The organism is Amycolatopsis sp. lyj-346, from assembly GCF_046548975.1.
Lineage (GTDB): Bacteria > Actinomycetota > Actinomycetes > Mycobacteriales > Pseudonocardiaceae > Amycolatopsis.
Genome location: NZ_JAJPWT010000012.1, coordinates 148,427 through 166,138, shown reverse-complemented (window position 1 = coordinate 166,138; position 17,712 = coordinate 148,427). Strand labels below are relative to the sequence as shown.

General features: G+C 73.5%; 19 protein-coding genes. 11 read left to right on the top strand and 8 right to left on the bottom strand.

What is annotated here, in order from left to right:
* Positions 1-98: 98 nt before the first annotated feature.
* The 3 genes from ACLJQE_RS30720 to ACLJQE_RS30710 all read left to right on the top strand — a co-directional run bounded on the left by ACLJQE_RS30720 (position 99) and on the right by ACLJQE_RS30710 (position 2,229).
* Positions 99-467: an Rv2175c family DNA-binding protein gene (locus ACLJQE_RS30720; RefSeq protein ID WP_410643003.1), complete on the top strand. Its 369-nt coding sequence runs from the start codon at positions 99-101 to the stop codon at positions 465-467.
* A gap of 574 nt (positions 468-1,041) precedes the next feature.
* The gene (locus tag ACLJQE_RS30715) at positions 1,042-1,458 is read left to right on the top strand and encodes a hypothetical protein (protein WP_410643002.1); all 417 of its coding nucleotides are present in this window, start codon (positions 1,042-1,044) and stop codon (positions 1,456-1,458) included.
* A gap of 249 nt (positions 1,459-1,707) precedes the next feature.
* Positions 1,708-2,229: a CGNR zinc finger domain-containing protein gene (locus tag ACLJQE_RS30710; RefSeq protein ID WP_410643001.1), complete on the top strand. Its 522-nt coding sequence runs from the start codon at positions 1,708-1,710 to the stop codon at positions 2,227-2,229.
* Between the two features lie 55 nt (positions 2,230-2,284).
* Here ACLJQE_RS30710 and ACLJQE_RS30705 read toward each other — a convergent pair whose 3' ends face one another.
* The 5 genes from ACLJQE_RS30705 to merB all read right to left on the bottom strand — a co-directional run bounded on the left by ACLJQE_RS30705 (position 2,285) and on the right by merB (position 7,306).
* On the bottom strand, positions 2,285-3,064 hold the full coding sequence (locus ACLJQE_RS30705) for an LLM class F420-dependent oxidoreductase (RefSeq protein WP_410643000.1): 780 nt from the start codon (positions 3,062-3,064) through the stop codon (positions 2,285-2,287).
* Positions 3,061-3,984, bottom strand: a complete 924-nt coding sequence (locus ACLJQE_RS30700) for a phytoene/squalene synthase family protein (protein WP_410642999.1) — start codon at positions 3,982-3,984, stop codon at positions 3,061-3,063. The genes ACLJQE_RS30705 and ACLJQE_RS30700 overlap by 4 nt, the downstream gene beginning before the upstream one ends.
* Positions 3,981-5,456: a phytoene desaturase family protein gene (crtI, locus tag ACLJQE_RS30695; RefSeq protein ID WP_410642998.1), complete on the bottom strand. Its 1,476-nt coding sequence runs from the start codon at positions 5,454-5,456 to the stop codon at positions 3,981-3,983. Before crtI ends, ACLJQE_RS30700 begins: the two co-directional genes overlap by 4 nt.
* A gap of 7 nt (positions 5,457-5,463) precedes the next feature.
* Positions 5,464-6,555 carry a polyprenyl synthetase family protein gene (locus tag ACLJQE_RS30690; protein ID WP_410642997.1) on the bottom strand — a complete coding sequence of 364 codons (1,092 nt, stop codon included), beginning with the start codon at positions 6,553-6,555 and terminating at the stop codon, positions 5,464-5,466.
* Between the two features lie 61 nt (positions 6,556-6,616).
* The gene (gene merB, locus ACLJQE_RS30685) at positions 6,617-7,306 is read right to left on the bottom strand and encodes an organomercurial lyase (RefSeq protein ID WP_410642996.1); all 690 of its coding nucleotides are present in this window, start codon (positions 7,304-7,306) and stop codon (positions 6,617-6,619) included.
* Between the two features lie 95 nt (positions 7,307-7,401).
* On the opposite strand from merB, the gene ACLJQE_RS30680 reads away from it, so the two are divergent.
* The 3 genes from ACLJQE_RS30680 (at position 7,402) to ACLJQE_RS30670 (ending at position 11,097) form a co-directional block, all read left to right on the top strand.
* Positions 7,402-8,286 (top strand): methylenetetrahydrofolate reductase, encoded by an 885-nt coding sequence (locus ACLJQE_RS30680; RefSeq protein WP_410642995.1) that lies wholly within the window; start codon positions 7,402-7,404, stop codon positions 8,284-8,286.
* A gap of 42 nt (positions 8,287-8,328) precedes the next feature.
* Entirely contained in the window at positions 8,329-10,017 is a 1,689-nt protein-coding gene (locus ACLJQE_RS30675) for a DUF885 domain-containing protein (protein WP_410642994.1), read from the top strand.
* A gap of 216 nt (positions 10,018-10,233) precedes the next feature.
* Positions 10,234-11,097 carry a DMT family transporter gene (locus ACLJQE_RS30670; RefSeq protein WP_410642993.1) on the top strand — a complete coding sequence of 288 codons (864 nt, stop codon included), beginning with the start codon at positions 10,234-10,236 and terminating at the stop codon, positions 11,095-11,097.
* 18 nt (positions 11,098-11,115) lie between these two features.
* Here ACLJQE_RS30670 and ACLJQE_RS30665 read toward each other — a convergent pair whose 3' ends face one another.
* Both ACLJQE_RS30665 and ACLJQE_RS30660 read right to left on the bottom strand, forming a co-directional pair.
* Positions 11,116-11,688, bottom strand: coding sequence for a GNAT family N-acetyltransferase (locus ACLJQE_RS30665; RefSeq protein ID WP_410642992.1), 573 nt, complete (start codon positions 11,686-11,688; stop codon positions 11,116-11,118).
* Positions 11,685-12,197 carry a YbaK/EbsC family protein gene (locus tag ACLJQE_RS30660; protein WP_410642991.1) on the bottom strand — a complete coding sequence of 171 codons (513 nt, stop codon included), beginning with the start codon at positions 12,195-12,197 and terminating at the stop codon, positions 11,685-11,687. Before ACLJQE_RS30660 ends, ACLJQE_RS30665 begins: the two co-directional genes overlap by 4 nt.
* Before the next feature lie 216 nt (positions 12,198-12,413).
* Here ACLJQE_RS30660 and ACLJQE_RS30655 point away from each other — a divergent pair, with 216 nt between their 5' ends.
* From ACLJQE_RS30655 to ACLJQE_RS30635, 5 genes are all read left to right on the top strand, one after another.
* Positions 12,414-13,508: an SAV_6107 family HEPN domain-containing protein gene (locus tag ACLJQE_RS30655; protein ID WP_410642990.1), complete on the top strand. Its 1,095-nt coding sequence runs from the start codon at positions 12,414-12,416 to the stop codon at positions 13,506-13,508.
* Entirely contained in the window at positions 13,498-14,265 is a 768-nt protein-coding gene (locus ACLJQE_RS30650; protein ID WP_410642989.1) for a maleylpyruvate isomerase family mycothiol-dependent enzyme, read from the top strand. The genes ACLJQE_RS30655 and ACLJQE_RS30650 overlap by 11 nt, the downstream gene beginning before the upstream one ends.
* Before the next feature lie 58 nt (positions 14,266-14,323).
* Positions 14,324-15,055, top strand: a complete 732-nt coding sequence (locus ACLJQE_RS30645) for a VOC family protein (RefSeq protein ID WP_410642988.1) — start codon at positions 14,324-14,326, stop codon at positions 15,053-15,055.
* Between the two features lie 15 nt (positions 15,056-15,070).
* Positions 15,071-15,904, top strand: coding sequence for an alpha/beta fold hydrolase (locus tag ACLJQE_RS30640; protein ID WP_410642987.1), 834 nt, complete (start codon positions 15,071-15,073; stop codon positions 15,902-15,904).
* A 74-nt stretch (positions 15,905-15,978) separates the two neighbouring features.
* On the top strand, positions 15,979-17,040 hold the full coding sequence (locus ACLJQE_RS30635; RefSeq protein WP_410643148.1) for a GNAT family N-acetyltransferase: 1,062 nt from the start codon (positions 15,979-15,981) through the stop codon (positions 17,038-17,040).
* Positions 17,041-17,042: 2 nt separating this feature from the next.
* On the opposite strand, the gene def is transcribed toward ACLJQE_RS30635, so the two are convergent.
* On the bottom strand, positions 17,043-17,543 hold the full coding sequence (gene def / locus ACLJQE_RS30630; RefSeq protein WP_410642986.1) for a peptide deformylase: 501 nt from the start codon (positions 17,541-17,543) through the stop codon (positions 17,043-17,045).
* Positions 17,544-17,712 lie beyond the last annotated feature (169 nt).

Genomic DNA, 17,712 nt, shown 5'->3' with positions numbered 1-17,712 from the left:
TGGATCGTACGGAACCGCGCACGCCTCGTGGAGGAGACCTCGCGGGTCACCCGTGCGCACTAGCGGGTGCGGGGACGGAATGTGGCACAGTGTCACCTGTGAGTGGGATTCCTGTCGCCGAAGACATTCTCGACACCGCCATCGCGGTCCTTCCGTTGCCGGAGGTGGCGAACGTCCTCGGAACCTCGACCAACAAGGTCCGGCAGATGCTGCGCGACGGGCAGCTGATCGCGCTCAAGCGCGGCGGCGAACTGTGCGTGCCCAGCGCCTTCTTCGTCAAGGACGGGGTCGTCAAGGGCCTGACGGGCACGATCACCGTGCTCGCCGACTCCGGCTTCAGCCGCACCGAGATGCTGCGGTGGCTCTTCGCCACGGACGACACGCTGCCCGGGAACACCCCGGTCAACGCCCTGCGGACCAGCCACGGCACCGAGGTCAAGCGGCGCGCGCAGGCCATGGCGTTCTGACCTGCAGCTCTTTCGGGGGTCCGGGTGGCGGAGTCCCCGGCCTGGGGCGAAGCCCCGGATGTCACTGCTCTTTCGGGGGTCCGGGTGGCGGAGCCCCCGGCCTGGGGCGAAGCCCCGGATGTCACTGCGGAGATAGGTTGCCGCGGCGATCAGCTGGACGGCGGCCGCGGTCACCAGGCACGCCGGCAGCGACCACGCGGCCAAGGGGCCGGCCAGTGCCGCGCCCGCGGCCAGCCCGGTGATCTTCACGCTCGCCGCCGTCGTGAACACCTGCGCCCGCACGTGCTCCGGCGCTTCGCGGTGGCGGATCGCAAACAACGCCGTGAGCTGCGGACCTTCGGCGAATCCGGCCAGCACGGCCGCGACGACGACGCCGTGCCCGCTCGCCGCCAGGAGGCAGCTCGCCGCGAGCAGGAGCGTGCTCAGCCAGACGGACCGGTCGGGCGCCCACGGCAGCGGTTTCCTCGCCAGGACGGCGTTGGCCAGCAGTGACGCCACCGCCAGGACGGTCAGCAGCAGCGCGCCGTCCGCCGGGCCGCGCAGGTGCGCCGCACCCAGCAGTGGGTAACACACGGTGACCATGCCGATCCCCGCGCACGAGACGGTCGAGGCGACGGTCGCCCGCCGCAGCGGCGTCTGGCGGACCAGGACCCTGAAGCCGTCCTTGAGGCGGGTCTTCGCCGGTTTCCGCTTCGGCAGGGTCCACGCCACCGGGATCGCGGCGGCGACCATGCCGACCGCGACCACGAGCCCGGCCGGACCGCCGAGGAGGCCGGCCAGGCCGGGCCCGGCGAGGGCGGCGGCGGTGAACGTCATGGCGTCGAGGCGGCTGGCCTTCGGCAGCGCCGGTCCGGCGACCGCGGGCAGTTGCGCGGTCCAGCCGCCGGCGATGGCGGGGTTGAGCAGGCCGGTCACGACCGCCACCGCGACGACGGCTTCGAGCGTCAGGTGCCCGAAGGTGGCGGTGACCAGCGCGATCCCGCCCGCGTAGCCGCCGAGTGCGACGGCGAGCAGCCGTCCCGGCGCCGGGCTGCGGTCCAGCAGTGCCCCGAGCACCGGCCCGCCCACGGCGGCGGCCGCGGTCAGCCCGGCGAGCAACGCCGCGCCCGCGTGCGGGCCCGCGGTCATCCCGAGCAGCAGCAGGGCGGGTCCGGACAGTTCGTCCCCGGTCCGGGCGAGCGTGGCGCTGGTGAGGTAGCCCCCGTAACGTCTTGGCATTGTCAAGACGTTACAGTGAAGCATGGCCTTTCCGCACCGGGATTCCGTGCAGCGCGCGGTGGACCTGCTGAGCGTGTTGCTGGTGCCGTCCCCCGACCCGGCCACGGTGGTGCGGGTCCTGCGCGAGCACGGCGAGCCGGAGCACACGTTGTCCCCGGAGGACATCGCCGAGCTGCGTGCGGCGGCCATGGAGCTGCGCGAAGTCTTCGCGGCGCGTGACGCCGCTTCGGCGGCTTCGGTGCTCAACGCGTTGTTCGCGGCCTACGCGAGCCCGCCACGCCTGACGGACCACGAAGACGGCTACGGCTGGCACCTGCACGCGGACGCGGCCGACGACGGGCCGTGGGGCGCGTGGCTGGTGACGTCTTCGGCGCTGGGGCTGGCGGCACTGTTGGCGGCGCGCCAGGACGTGCCGGGCGGGCTGTGCGCGTCACCGGCGTGTGGGAAGCCGTTCGCCCACACGGGCGGCGGCAGCCCGCGGAGGTACTGTTCGCCCCGGTGCGCGACGCGCGAACGCGTCGCCGCGCACCGGGCGCGCGGGTGAAGCGTGCGGGTGAAGCGTGCGGGTGAAGCGTGCGGGTGAAGCGTGCGGGTGAAGCTCAGCCCTGGGTCTTGTCGCGCCAGGCGATCCAGGACTTGAGCTCGTCGAGGTCGTGGTCCGGGCCGCCCACGCCGACGGTGAACGTCGTGACGCCCAGCTCCAGGAGCTTCGGGCCCAGCTCGTCCGGCTCGCCCTGGACGCCGCACGAACGCTCGATCTCGGCCGGGTCGCGGCCGACGTCCGCGCAGTGCTGGTCGAGGATCTTGACCTTGCGGCCGACGACCTCCGGGTCGCCGAAGCCGTGCCAGATGTCGCCGTGCTTGGCGACCAGCTTGAGGGTCTTCTTCTCGCCGCCGCCGCCGATCAGCACCGGGATCTTGCGGGTCGGGGCCGGGTTCAGCTTGCCCAGCCGGGACTCGATGCGCGGGAGCGACTCGGCGAGGTCGTCGAGCCGGCCGCCGGCGGTGCCGAACTCGTAGCCGTATTCCTCGTAGTCCTTCTCGAACCAGCCGGAGCCGATGCCGAGGATGAGCCGGCCGCCGGAGATGTGGTCGACCGTGCGGGCCATGTCGGCCAGCAGCTCGGGGTTGCGGTAGCTGTTGCAGGTGACGAGCGCGCCGATCTCCACCCGGGACGTCGACTCCGCCCATGCGCCGAGCATCGTCCAGCACTCGAAGTGCAGGCCCTCGGGGTCGCCGTACAGCGGGTAGAAGTGGTCCCAGTTGAAGACGATGTCGGCACCGAGGTCTTCGGCGGCCGACGCGGTGCGCCGGATGGAGTCGTAGTCGGCGTGCTGCGGCTGGAGCTGCAGGCCGATCCGGATGCGTCGTTCGGTCATGATCGCAGCCTACGACCGGCGCGGAGCGTCTCGCTCGCCCAGACCGCGGCCAAGGGTGGTAGCGCGACTACCAGCCTCCGCCGCTTCGGGACCACGGCCCGGCGCGTCAGGATGTCGTAGTCCAGGGCGGTGATCTCGTCGAGGATGCCCTCGTAGAGCGTCAACGCCGTCCGGACGCACGGCCGCGATTCCGGGCGCAGCAACGCCACGCCCGCCTCGGCCTGCCGGTACACCGCCCGCGTCCGCGCGACGAAGTACGCCAGCGCCGCCCGGATCCGCGGGTCGGGCCGCCGCGCCTCGAGCAACGCCCGCGAGACGCCGAAGGCCGCCAGCTCGTCGAGCGGCAGGTAGAGCCGCCCGCGGTCGAGGTCTTCGCCGACGTCGCGCAGGAAGTTCGTCAGCTGGAACGCCTCGCCCAGTGCGATCGCGCCCGGTTCCGCGTCCGCGAGCGGGCCGACCGTCCCGAAGACCGGGAGCATCTGCAGCCCGATCACCGCGGCCGAGCCGTACACGTAGTCGCCGAGCTCGGCGAACGTCCGGTATTCGACCGGCGAAAGGTCCATCCGCATCGACTTCAGGAACGCATCGAACAAGTCCCGCGAAAGGCCGTGGCGCCGCACGGTGTCGGCCAGGGCCACGAGCACCGGATCGGCGGGGGTGCCGCCGTCGAAGACGACGTCCACCATCGCCGCGACGCGGTCCAGGGACTCCGCCGGGTCGCCCGGTGCCGGGTTGTCGACCAGCTCGTCCGCCATCCGCGCGAAGCCGTACAGCGTGTGCGCGGCGGGCCGGGCCCGGGCCGGCAGCAGCCGCGTCGCGAGGAAGAACGTGCGCCCGTAGTGGGCGTTGATGCGGCGGCACTCGGTGTAGGCGGCGCGCAGGGCCGGTCCGGTGATGCCCGCCGCGTCGAGTTCGTTCACCGGCCGGTGATCCTTTCCGCCGCCAGCCGGCCGGAGATGAGCACCGGCGGGATGCCGACGCCGGGGGTGGTGCCGCAGCCGGCCAGCACGACGTTGCCCGCCGCGCGGACCAGGTTCGCCGGCCGGAACGGGCCCGTCTGGGTGAACGTGTGCGCGAGTGAGAACGGCGTCCCGGCCGTGAGCCCGCGGGCCGCCCAGTCCGCCGGGGTGATCGTCTCGTCGACGGTGAACTCGCTGCCGAAGCCGGTCAGCCCGCGTGCCTCCAGCGTGCGAAGCAGCTCTTCGCGGTACGGCCCGCGGATGCGGTCCCAGTCGAGGGGTCCGCGCCGCAGGTTCGGTGCGGGCGCGAGCACCGAGACGATTTCGCCGCCGCGCCCGGCCAGCCCCGGGTCGGTCGCCGTGGGCCGCGTGACCAGCAGCGACGGGTCGCTCATGAGCTTGCCCTCGCGGATGATCTCGGCGAACGTCCGCTCCCAGGCGCCGCCGAAGAAGATCGTGTGGTGGCCGAGGTCCCACTTCGCGCTCGTCCGCCCGTGCAGGACCACGGCCGACGGCGAATAGCGCAGCGGCAGCGGACGGCGGGGGCGCGCGCCGAGCAGCCGGTAGGCCGTGCCCAGCTCGGTGGCCAGCACGACGGCGTCGCAGGCGATCCGCTCGCCCGAGCGCGTCCGGACCGCACGCACCCGCGAAGGCACCCGCTCGAGCCAGGCGGCTTCGGTGCCGAACCGGACGTCCGCGCCCGCCCGCGCGGCGGCGCCGGTCATCGCCCGGCCGATCTCGCCCATCCCGCCTTCGGGGTAGTAGACGCCGCCGACGGTGTCCATGTAGGCGATGACGCCGTACGCGCCGATCGCGCTCGCCGGGTCGAGTCCGGCGTACAGCGCCTGGAAGGTGAAGAGCCGCCGGACGCGTTCGTCGAGCAGGTAGCGGCCGACGCGCGGGCCGAGCCGCCCGAAGCCGCCCAGCGCGGCGAGCTTCGCCAGCTCGGGGCGGGCCAGGCCGAGCGGCGAGTCGAAGTTCGCCGCCAGGAAGTGGTCCTTCTGCACGGCGTACAGCTCGGTCAGCCAGCGCCGCAGCGCCCGGTAACCCGCCGCCTCGCGCGCGCCGGCGAAGGCGCGGATTTCGGCCTCCATCGCGTCGCCGTCCGTGCGCAGCGCCAGCGAACTGCCGTCGGCGAACCGTGCCCGGTACGCCGGGTCGAGCCGGGTCAGGCGCAGGTTCTTGGCCAGCGGCTCGCCGACCGCGGCGAACGCTTCTTCGAGCAGCTCCGGCATGGTGAGCACGCTCGCGCCGGTGTCCACGGCGTTGCCGTCGAAGTTCTGCTGCCCGGCCCGCCCGCCCGGGACGTCCGCCTGCTCCAGCAGCGTGACCCGCCGTCCCGCGCCGAGCAGGTGCAGGGTCGCCGAAAGCCCGGCCAGCCCGGCCCCGATGACGACGACGTGGTCGGCCGCCCCGACGGACCTTCTGTTCATGCGCACGTCAGTACGTCCGCTGGGTGGCCTTGACGACCAGCCCGGTCAGCGCGGCGGGCGCCGGCTCGGCCAGGTGCGCGCGGTCCAGCGCGGCCATCGCCGCCGTCGTCAGTTCGTCGATCCGGCGCTCGACCGCGTCGACCGCGCCGACCTGCTGCAGCGCCATCCGGACGGTCTCGACGCCCTCGTCGGACAGGTCCGCGTCGCCGATCGCGTCCGCGATCACCGTGGCCGCGGCCTGCTCGCCCTTTTCCGCGGCGAGCTGCAGGCCGAGCGCGACGAGCAGGGTGCGCTTGCCTTCGCGCAGGTCGTCGCCGGCGGGCTTGCCGGTGACCGACGGGTCGCCGAACACGCCCAGCAGGTCGTCACGCAGCTGGAACGCCACGCCGACCTCGCCGCCGAACTCCAGCAGCGTGGCGATCAGCTCCGGGCCGGCGCCGCCGAGCGCGGCGCCCAGGTGCAGCGGCCGCTGCACGGTGTAGGCGGCGGTCTTGAGCCGGTCGATCTTGAGCGCGGCCTCGACGGAGGAGTCCCCGGTGGCCTGGGTGCGGACGTCGAGGTACTGCCCGGCGAGGACCTCGGTGCGCATCGCGCGCCAGGCCGGGCGCGCCGCGGACAGCGTCTCGGCGGGCAGCGGCGCGTCGGCGAACATGTCGTCGGCCCAGGCCAGGGCCAGGTCGCCGACCAGGACCGCGGTGGCCAGGCCGAACGTCGCGGGGGAGCCGAGCCAGCCGCGGTCGGCGTGCAGCTTCGCGCCGGCGATGTGCACGGTCGGGTGGCCGCGGCGGGAGTCGGAGGAGTCGATGAGGTCGTCGTGGATCAGTGCGCACGCCTGGATCAGTTCCAGGCTGGACACCGCCTGCAGCACCCCTTCGGCGTCCGGGCCGTCCGGGTCGCCGCCCGCGCCGCGCCAGCCCCACCAGGCGAACGTGGGGCGCAAACGCTTGCCACCGCTCAGGACGAACCCGCGCAGCGCGTCGATCCCGGCGGCCACGGTGGGCTCGGTTCCGAGGATCGCGGTGCCCGCCCGATCGAGGAACCCGGCCAGCGCACGCTCGACGTCGGCGGGCAGGTCACGGTCGGCGGCGAGCGCGTTCATACCCGTAATACTCGCCGAACGCGCGGGGGCGCGGGCCGCCGGGGCACCCGGATGTGGCGAATCAGACTCCGGCCGTGGCGGCCCAGAACGGACCGGTGAGGCCCGCTTCGGCGAAGTAGGCGACGGCGTCCTGCGGCTCGCGACGCCGGTAGCCGCGCTCCAGCCGGCCCGCGTACCAGCCGCGGGCGAGCCGCCAGAGCGTGACCAGATCGAGCACGGACCCCTTGGGCTGCCCGGTTTCCGCCAGCCAGGCGTCCACACAGGACTCGCAGCAGAAGAGCCGCTGGTTCGCGCACGAGTGCAGCACGTCGTCCCACATCCGCGCCGCGGGCACCAGGAAGTGCGCCACCTGGGCGCCCTCGGGCGGCACGCTGCGGTTCACGACCAGCGCGTGCGGCTGCCCGCAGCCCGGGCAGCGGGTCGAGACGAGCACCTCCGGCTCGGCCTCGACCAGGTGGGGGATGGCGAAGGAGTCCCACGCGCAGCCACCCCACCACAGCGTGTGCGCGCCCATCACGGAGAAACCGAGCGACTTCGCGGCGAAGGGATGGGCCAGGACGACGTGCTCGCACTCGTCGAGCACCAGGTGGTGGGCGGCCGCGAGGCGGTGCAGGGCCTGCTTCGCGACGGCCAGCGAGCCACCCGCGGCATCGGCCAGCTCAGGGCCGGTCGGCGCGCGGCCGTGACGGGCGAAGGCGCGGTACACCGCGAGGCGCACTTCCTCGTCCCAGCTCGCGTCGTCGTCCCTCATCGCCCCAGTTTATTCCTCGAAGGTGACTCGAATGACTGTCTCGCGACGCGGACGGGGGCTCCCGCATAGCGGGCGATGGCCCTTAACATGCCGGTATGACGTCGGTGATCGAGCGGTTGCGCGGAGACGGGCCGAAGTTCTCCATCGAGTTCTTCCCACCCCGTGACACGGCGGACGAGGCTGTCCTCTGGAAGGCCATCCGGGAGCTCGAGCCGTACGACCCGGCCTACATGTCGATCACCTACGGGGCCGGCGGCTCCAGCCGCGACGGCACCATCCGCAGCATCGCCCGCGTCGCGACCGAGACGACGCTGGTGCCGATGGCGCACCTGACCGCGGTCAACCACTCCGTCGCCGAGCTGCGCAACGTGATCGGCTGGTACGCCTCGGTCGGCGTCCGCAACATCCTCGCGCTGCGCGGCGACCCGCCGGGCGACGTCTACGGCGAGTGGATCCCGCACCCGGAGGGCCTGCAGTACGCCGAAGAGCTCGTCCAGCTGGTGCGTTCGCTCGGTGACTTCTGCGTCGGCGTGTCGGCGTCCACCTACGGCCACCCGCGCTCACCCGACCTCGAAACCGACACGAAGTACCTGGTCCGCAAGCTGCAGGCGGGCGCGGACTTCGCGATCGCGCAGCTGTTCCACGACGCCGAGGACTTCCTGCGGCTGCGCGACCGGGTGGCGGCGACCGGCTGCGACGTCCCGGTGCTGCCCGGCGTGATGCCGCTGACGACGTGGCGGACGCTCCAGACGACGATCAAGCTGTCCGGCGCGCCGGCCCCCCGGAAGCTCCTGGACCGGCTCGAACCGCTGGCCGAGGACCCCAAGGCGTTCCGCGCGGCGGGCATCGACGTGATCACCGAGCTGTGCGAGAAGCTGATCGCCGAGGGCGTGCCGAGCCTGCACTTCTACACGTTCAACCGCTCGAAGGCGACGCGAGAGGTGATCGCCCGGCTGGGCCTCGTCCCAGCCCGTGCTTAAGTGCGTACCGCACGGTACGCGTGGCCCGGTAGCGTGCGGCCCATGGCTTCTACTGCTTCCGAAGGCGTGCACGAGATCTGTGACCGCTACGTCGACGACTACGTGGCCGCGGACCCGGTTGCGGCGACCGTCCACGGCGTCGTCGGCCACGACCACCGGCTGACCGACTACTCGGCGGAGGGCTTCGCCGAGCGCGCCGGGCTGGCCGCGCGGGCACACGCCGCCGTCACCGCCGCCGAGCCGCGGGACGCCGCCGAGCGGGCGGCGCAGGCCGTGTTCACCGAGCGCGTCGGCCTGGAGCTGGAGATCCACGAGGCCGGCCTGGACGTGGCGAGCCTCAACGTCATCTCCAGCCCGGTGCATGACCTGCGGATGGCGTTCGACCTGATGCCGTGCGAGACCGAGCAGGACTGGGCGGTCGTCTCGGCCCGGATCGACGAGGTCCCGCGCGCGCTCGCGAGCCTCCGCAACGGCCTGCTCTCGGCGGCCGACGCGGGGCGCGTGTCGGCCCTGCGGCAAGTCGCGAAGGTGGCCGAGCAGTGCGAGACGTGGGCGGGCCTGAAGGAGGAGACGGGCTTCTTCACCGGCTTCGTCGGCGGGGCGTCTTCGCAGGGTTCAGCACTGGCGGCCGACCTCGGGCACCGCGCGCGGGCCGCGGAGGAGGCGTTCGCGGAGTTCGCCGGGTTCCTGCGGGCCGAGCTGGCACCGAAGGCCCCGGTCAAGGACGCCGTCGGCGAAGACGTCTACCGCCTGTGGTCGCGGTACTTCGTCGGCGCGGCGCTGGACCTGCGGGAGGCCTACGAGTGGGGCTGGGCGGAGTTCGCCCGGATCGAGGCCGAGCTGCGCACGGTGGCGAACCGCATCAAGCCGGGCGCGAGTGTGGCCGAGGCCGCCGCGGCGCTCGACGCCGACCCGCGTTACCGCGTCCACGGCCGCGCGGAGTTCGAGGCGTGGATGCAGCGCCTGTCCGACGACGCGCTGGAGTCGTTGCGCGGCAAGCACTTCGACATTTCCGACCGGGTGATGGCCCTGGAGTGCAAGATCGCCCCGCCGGGCGGCGGTGTCGGCGCCTACTACACGGCGCCCAGCGAGGACTTCTCGCGTCCGGGCCGCATGTGGTGGTCCCTGCCGGCGGGCCGCGACGAGTTCAGCACCTGGCGCGAGACGAGCACGGTGTACCACGAGGGAGCGCCGGGCCACCACCTCCAGATCGCGACGGCGGTGGACCAGTCGGGCGGGCTGAACAAGTACCAGCGGCTGATGGCGTTCACGTCGGGCCACGCCGAAGGCTGGGCCCTGTACGCGGAGCGCCTGATGGAGGAACTGGGCTACCTGTCGGACGACGGAGACCTGCTGGGCATGCTGTCGGAGCAGCTGTTCCGCGCGGCGCGCGTGGTGGTGGACCTCGGCATGCACCTGGAGCTCCCGATCCCGGCGGGCACCGGGTTCCACGAGGGTTCCCGCTGGACGCCGGAGCTGGGCCTGGAGTTCATGCTGACCCGCACGATCACCGACCAGGCCCACATCCGCGACGAGATCGACCGGTACCTGGGCTGGCCGGGCCAGGCCCCGGCGTACAAGATCGGCGAGCGCCTGTGGCTGGCGGCCCGGTCGGAGGCCCAGGCCAGGGCGGGCGCCGGGTTCGACATCAAGCGGTTCCACACGGAGGCGCTGAAGATGGGCGGAATGGGGCTGGACACGCTGCGGGAGCAGCTGTCCCACCTGGACTGAGTGCCCGTGGGCGGAGTCACCGGAAAACCGGTGGCTCCGCTTCCCGCGTTCCCGTTAGGTTCCTTCTCGTGCGCCGAATGCTCTTCGTCACCCCACCGCCCCGCGCCTGAGCGGGGTGGTCCTCCGCCGCGTGGCCCGCCGGGCCCGCGGCTGATTCGTGTGCGCACCGCCCCGCGTCGTCGAACTCCCTTTTCCTTCGACGCAGGAGCGTTCCCCTTGGTGTCTCTGCCCACGCGCGCCCGTTCTTCGGCCGCGCTCGTCATCGCCGGTGTCCTCTGGGGCACCGGCGGCCTCGCCGGCTCGCTGCTCGGCGGCCTCGCCGGCCTCCACCCGCTCGCCGTCGCCGACTACCGGCTGCTCGTCGGCGGCGCCGTCGCGGCCCTCCTCCTGAAGGGCCGCCCCCTTCCGCGCACCGCGGACGCGGCCCGGCGCATCCTCGCCGTCGGCGCGCTGTTCGCCCTGTTCCAGGCGAGCTACTTCGCCGCCGTCGCGCTCAGCTCGGTCAGCGTCGCCACCATGACCACGATCGGTGCCGCGCCCGTCTTCGTCACCCTCGCGTCGGTGCGGAAACTCCGTCGCTGGACGGTGGTGTCCGTGGCGGGCACCCTCGCCGGTCTGGTGCTGCTCCAGTGGTCACCGGGCGAAGCGGTCTCCTTCGGAGGCCTCGGCTTCGCCCTGCTCGCGGCAGCCGGCTTCGCGACCCTCACCCTGGTCACCGCGAAGCCCGTCGAAGGCCTGGAGCCGCTGTCGACGACGGCGTTCGGCTGCCTCACCGGCGGCCTGCTGCTGCTCCCGGTCGCGAGCTGGCCGGGCATGGCGATCCCGCTGCACGCGGACGTCCTCGCGGTCGTCTGCTACCTCGGCGCCGTCCCGACGGCGCTCGCGTACGCCGCGTACCTGCGCGGGCTGGCCGACGCGCATCCCGTGCTCGGTTCGCTGTCGGCGGTGCTCGAGCCGCTGACCGCCGCGGTGCTGTCCGCCGCGCTGCTCGGTGAACGGCTGAGCGTCACGGCCTGGTGCGGCGCCGCCGTGCTCGTCGCGGCGCTGGCCGTCGGCTACTGGCGGCCCGAACCGCGGTGAGGGACGCGGCCCCTCGGCTCAGCGCGGGTCGAGGGGCAGCGCGCGCCCCAGGATCGCGAACGGCCGCGGGTCGCCGGCGAAGTGGTAGTCGCGCAGGACGTCGACGAACCCGGTGCGGCGGTAGAGCTTCCACGCCCGGCTGGTGCCTTCGGGCGTCGACAGCAGCACGTTCGCGCTCGGGACGCCCTCCAGCAGGCTGCGCAGCAGGTCCTCGCCGATCTGGTGGCCCTGGTTCTCCGGCCGGACGTGGATCTCGGTCAGCTCGAAGTAGTCCGAGAGCCAGCGGTCGGCTTCGGCGGCCCCGGCCCGGCGGCTCAGGCCGTGGCGCACCTGCTCGTGCCACCACTGCCCGGCCCGGCCGCGGTAGCCGTAGGCCACGCCGAGCAGGACGTCGTCGGCGTCGAGCGCGGCCATGCAGCGCCAGCCCTCGCGCAGTGCGTGGGTGAGCCACATCGGCGCACGCTGCTCGGCGGTGCCCGCCGGGTACCGCATCGCCCGGACGTAGATGTCCAGTGCTTGGGGCAGGCGGGCGCGGAACTCGTCCGGGGAGAGCTGGACGTATCGAGAGCAGCCGGCGGGCATCGCGGTCACGGCTGTCCATTCTCCTCCGCGCCGCCGAGCGCGCCCGGGGTGCCCCCGGTCAACGCCACCAGCCCGGCGAAGGTCGTGGGGAACACGGCCTTCGGGTGCCCGGCCGCGGCCCAGACGACGTCGTGGGCGCGCAGCGCGGTGTCGACCAGGGTGGGCAGCGGCTCGGGGTGCCCGACCGGGGCGACGCCGCCGATCGGCTGTCCGGTGTGCGTGCGCACGAAGTCGGCGTCGGCCTTGCCGATTTCGCCGCCGGCCAGCCGTTCGAGGGTGTCCGGGTCGGCGCGGTGGGCGCCGGACGTCAGCGCGAGGAGCGCTTTTTTGTCGGACCCCAGGCGGAAGATGAGGCTGTTGGCGATGGCCCCGACGGGCACGCCGAGCGCTTCGGCCGCCTGAGCGGCGGTCCGGACCTCGGCGGGCAGGACACGGATGCCCTCGGCGGCGCCGCGCTGCCCGGCTTCGGCCAGCGCGGCCGCCACCTTGGCGACGGCGGGGTGCTCCAGCGAACTCATGAACCTATGAGATCACGCCACCGAACTGGTGTCCCGCCCCACGTCCGGGGATCGGTCCCCGGGGTTGAGCGCGCACCGGTTCGGGGGTTACTCTGGAAATCGTTCGAACAGGCGTTCGACATTCGGTGAGCGTGCACCGGCCAGGTGCCCGGAGCCCGGGAAGCATCCCCGGTGTGGGCATCCGGCCGGGCTCACCCGCGCAGGAGGAGGGTCGCCATGTCCGTCAAGGTCGTGTCCCCCACGGATCCCGGGCAGCCGGAGCTGCCCATGTCGCTGCGCCCGCAGCCGGTCCCGGCCGGCACATCCCGCGGGCGGTCCCGGCAGTGCTTGTCGGCGGCCCAGGAGTCCCACCGGCGCCCCTCGGCGACGGTGGATTCCCGGCAGCCCCAGCTCCCCATCTCCCTGTGCACCTCGGCTGAGGCGGATGCCGGGCAGGCCGAGCTGCCGGCTTCGGCGATCCCGGAGCAAACCCGCCCGTCGGACGTGGGCGCCGACCGGCCAGAGCGGCCCGCGGTGGCGGAGTCCGGGCAGCTCGAGCTGTCGGCCTCGGCGGAGCCACACCGGCCGACAGCATCGCCATCCACCCACCCGGCGGCGGCTGAGTCCGGCCCGCCCGATCTGTTGCTTCCCGTGGCTCCGATGGCGGCCGGCTCCAGCTCGTCGCTTCCTGCGCCCCCGGCGGCGGCCGATTCCGGCCTGTCGCTTCCTGCGGCGCCGGCGGCGGCCGATTCCGGCCCGTCCGGCCGGTCGCGTCCCGAGGCCCCGGCCGTGGCCGACTCGGGCCCGTCCGACCCGCCGGTTCCCGAGGCCCCGGCGCCGGCCGGTGCCGACGCGTCGCCCGAGCTGCCCCTGTCGCTGCGCCCGCCCGGCACCGGCTCCGACCAGTCCCAGCTGCCCATGTCCCTGCGTCCCCCTGCTTCGCCTGCTGCCGCCGGGTTGCTGGCCCAGGCGCGGCGCGGGCTCGCCGAGGCCGCTCAGGAAAGCCGGCCCGCCGAACGCTTCATCGGTGCCTACCTCGCCGCTCTGCGGGGCGCCGCCGCCGTGCTCGCCGCCCGGGGGCGGCCGCACCGGGGGCGTGCCCGTCCCGCCAGCACCTGGGTGCTGCTGGACTCCGTCGCGCCCGAACTGCGGGAGTGGTCCGCCTTCTTCGCCAGCAACTCGGCCACGCGCGCCGCCGCGCAGGCCGGGATCACCGGGAAGGTCACCGCCGAGTCGGCCGCCGGGCTGGTGGGGGCCGCCACGCCGTTCCTCGAACTCGTCCGCCGTCTCGTGCACGGCCTGCCGATCACCGGGGGAGCCCATGTCGCGTGAGCACGGCCCGGTCGACCAGGGGCGGTTGCTCACGGCGTTGGGAATCGAAGGCAGGCTGCTGGCCGAAGCGGTGCACGCGGCGCCGACCGAAGCGCCGGTGCCCGCCTGCCCCGGCTGGTCGCTCGGCGAGGTCGCCCGGCACGTCGGGAGCCTCTACCGGATGGTCCGGCGCCGGCTGACCGACGGCCGGAGCCCCGACGACTGGCCGCGCGACCCCGAGCCGGGCCAGAGCCTCCAGGAGTTCCTGGAAGCGGGCCTCACCGAGCTGCTCGACGAGCTCGCCGCGCACGACCCGGAGGACCGCGCCGACACCTGGTGGCCGGCGGACCGGACCTACGGGTTCTGGCGACGGCGGATGCTCCACGAGACGGTCGTCCACCGGGTCGACGTCGAGCAGGCGGCGGGTGCGGAGCCGCGCGGCGTGCCCGACGACGTCGCGATCGACGGCATCGACGAGGTGCTCACCCTGTGGTTCGGGCAGAAACTGCCGATGCTCGGCCTGACCGGCACGAAGGCGGGCTCGGTCGGCGTCCGGGCCGGCGCGCACAGCTGGATCGCGCGGGCCGGACCCGTCACCACGGAGGCCTGGCGCTGTTCGGCCGAGGAGGCCGAGGCCGCGGACGACGTCGTCACGGCCGGACCCGCGCAGCTTTACCTGTGGCTCTGGGGCCGGGCGTCGCTGACCTCGGTGACCGTGCGCGGCGTGCACGACCAGGCCGCCCAGCTCTGGGCGCTGCTGCGGCTCGCGACCCGATGAACCGGCCGGTGGGGAAGCCGAACCGGAATTGTCGGAGGTGGCGGTTAGCCTGCGGCGCATGACCACGCGCCTGGTGAACCTGGTGATCGACGCGGCGCGGCCAGAAGTCCTGGCGAGCTTCTGGGCCGCGCTGCTCGATGGGCACGTCGTCGCCGGGGAGTCCGGCGAGATCGACGTCCGCCCCCCGGAGAGCGACGGCTGGGACCTGGACCTGGTTTTCGTGCCGGTCCCCGAACCCAAGGAGGTCAAGAACCGCATCCACCTGGACCTGGCGAGCACGACACCGGCGCACCAGGCCGAGCTGGTGGCCCGCGCCCTGGAGCTGGGCGGCCGCCGGGTCGACCTCGGGCAGGGCAACGTGCCCTGGGTGGTGCTCGCGGATCCGGAAGGCAACGAATTCTGCGTCCTGGAACCCCGCGAGCAGTACGCGGACACCGGCGCGGTGGCGTCGATCGTGGTCGACGCGCACGCCCCGGGGCTCCTGGCGGCCTTCTGGGCGCGGATCACCGGCCGGCCGATCCAGGCCCGCGAAGGCGACGTCCTCGTGGGGCTGCGCGCTCCGTCCGGCCGGGGGCCGTGGCTGGAGTTCCTGCGCAACGACGACGTCAAGCGGGTCAAGAACCGCGTGCACCTGGACGTCGCGCCCCCGGCGGAGGCCGGGCACACCGCGGCGGTGGCGGAGGTCGTCGCGGCCGGTGCGGCGCCGGCGGACCCGGGCGGTCCCGAGCTGCCGTGGCGGGTGCTGACCGATCCGGAGGGCAACGAGTTCTGCGTGCTCACCCCGCGCTGACCTAGCGTGGGGATCATGGAGATCTTCGACTGGCAGGGGCGCCGGATCGCCTGGGAGCGCGCCGGATCGGGGCCTGCGGTGGTGTTCTGCCACGGCACGCCGTGGTCGTCGTGGCTGTGGCGGCCGTTCGCCGAAGCGCTGAGCACCGAGTTCACCGTCTACCTCTGGGACATGCCCGGTTACGGCCGTTCGTCGAAGGACCCGGAACACCCGGTCGATTTCGGCGTCCAGGCCGAGGCATTCCAGGCCCTGCTCGAGCACTGGGAGCTCGACCGCCCCCACGTCGTCGCCCACGACTACGGCGGCGCCGTTTCGCTACGCGCCCACCTCGTCCACGGCGTGCCGTACGCGTCGCTGCTGATGGCCGACGTCGTGGCCATCCCGCCGTCGGGCTCGCCGTTCTTCCGGCTGGTCAAGGAGCATCCCGACGTGCTCGCCCGGGTGCCGCCCTACATCCACGAGGCGCTGGTCCGCGCCTACATCGGCAACGCGAGCTTCCGGGAACTGCGGGAGGCCGACCTGGCCGAGCTCGCGGCGCCGTGGCTCGGGGAAGAGGGACAGCCGGCGTTCTACCGCCAGATCGCCGCCTACGACGAGCGGTACCTGGTCGAGAACGCAGCGCGGCTGGACCGGATCGACCTGCCCGTGCGCGTGCTGTGGGGCGCCGAGGACACGTGGATCCCGCAGGCCACCGGCGAGCGGCTCGCCGACGGCATCCGCGGCGCGACGTTCGCTCCGGTCGCCGGCGCGGGGCACCTCCTCCAGCTGGACGCCCCGGTCGCGCTGGCGACCGAGCTGCGGTCCTGGCTGAGTGTTTCGGCGGCGTTGCCGGGGCACGTCGAACGCTGACCTGCGCGAAACACCGGTGTCCTGGGGAGGCAACAACCCCGGGGGACCGTGGGGGCATGGAGACCTCCAGAGCGTTGCCCCAGCCGAGCCGGACGGCCGCCGTCGAGGAGCCGGCGGCGCCGTCGGCGTGGCGGGTGCGGATCCGGATGCACGACCACCCGGGCACCCTCGCCCGCATCGCCATCCGGCTCGCCGACCTCGAGTGCAACATCCTCGGCCTGTCCGTGCTGCCGGTGCCCGGCGGGGTGCTCGACGAGATCGTCCTGCGCCCCGCGACCGGCCTGCCCCGGCGGCACCTGGTCGACGCGATCCGCGCCGAGGGCTGCGAGTGCACCGCGATCATCGACGCCGACGTCCACGAGCTCGTCGACCCGTCGGCGTCGACGCTGCTCGCGGCCCGCCGCGCGATCGACGACCCGGCCCGTCTCGCCGAAGTGCTGAAGGACGTCCTGGCCGCCGACGTCGTCACGTTCGTCCCGGTCGCCGAGGCCAACCCGGCGCGCACGGAAAGCGGGCACCGGGCGGTGTTCGCGCTGGCGGACGGCAGCGCGCTGGTGGCGCGCCGCCAGTGGGCGCCGTTCGTGCAGCTGGAGCTGACCCGCGCCGAAACCCTGCTGGCCCTGCTCGCGGCGGCAGCCCGGAACGCGGCCGGCCCGGTGGTCCTCGACCGCCCGGACGGCGCGGCGATCGTCCTGCGCAAGGGCGTCCCCGGCGACGCCGACGCGGTGGCCGAACTGCACCGCCGCTGCTCGATGGCCACGCTGTTCCGGCGCTACCACACGGGCGTGCGGACGGTGCCCCGCCGCCGCCTGCACCGGCTGCTGGTGCCCCCGCGCGGCACGAGCGTGCTCGCCGTCTTCGGCCGCGAGGTGATCGGCATGGCCCAGCTCATCCCGATGACCACGGGCGGCGCCGAAATCTCCCTCCTGGTGGAGGACGACTGGCAGCGGCAGGGCATCGGCACCGCCCTACTGGCGCGGCTCACGGTGCTGGCGGAGGCCCAGGGCATCACGGAGCTGTCCGCGGACTGCCTGGCAGGCGACGAAGTCCTCCCTCGCACCGCGGCCCGAGCCGGCCTGCGCACGGAACGCAGCACCGAGGACGGCGCGCGGCTGAGGCTGTTCCTGCCGGCCTGAGCTCAGCGCTTCCAGAACCAGTCTTTGTCGCGCGCTTCACGCAGGGCGGACTTCTTGCGCTCGGCGGTGAGCCGGTCGAGGTAGAGAACGCCGTCGAGGTGATCGGTCTCGTGCTGCAGGCACTGAGCCAGCACGTCCTCACCTTCGACCTCGATCGGCTCGTTGTGGACGTCGACGCCGCGAACCTTCGCGTGCTTGGCGCGCTTGGTCGGGAACCACAGTTCCGGAACGGACAGGCACCCTTCGCTGATCTCGTGCGTTTCTTCGGACAGTTCGACGATCTCGGGGTTGACGACATACCCGGTCAGTCCGGCAACGTCATAGCTGAAGACGCGAAGCCCCACCCCGATCTGCGGCGCGGCCAGCCCGGCCCGCCCGGCGGGTTTGACGGAGTCGACCAGGTCCCGCACGAGCGCCTCGAGCTTCTCGTCGAACACGGTGACCGGATCGCAGACGGACTTGAGGATCGGATCCCCGAAATAGCGCAGTTCGCGCATCGCCATGAGCAGAACATCCTTCGTGCGTGTCGGACTGGCAGCTTAGGCCAGCCCGGAAGCCGGTCGCGCGGGAATCACCAACCCCGCCCCGCCCGGGGCCGGACGGGGACGCGCTGCCGAGGTCGGGGACGGAGTTCGCGGCGCGGCGGGTCGGCTTGGCCTGGCGGGGTCGAGA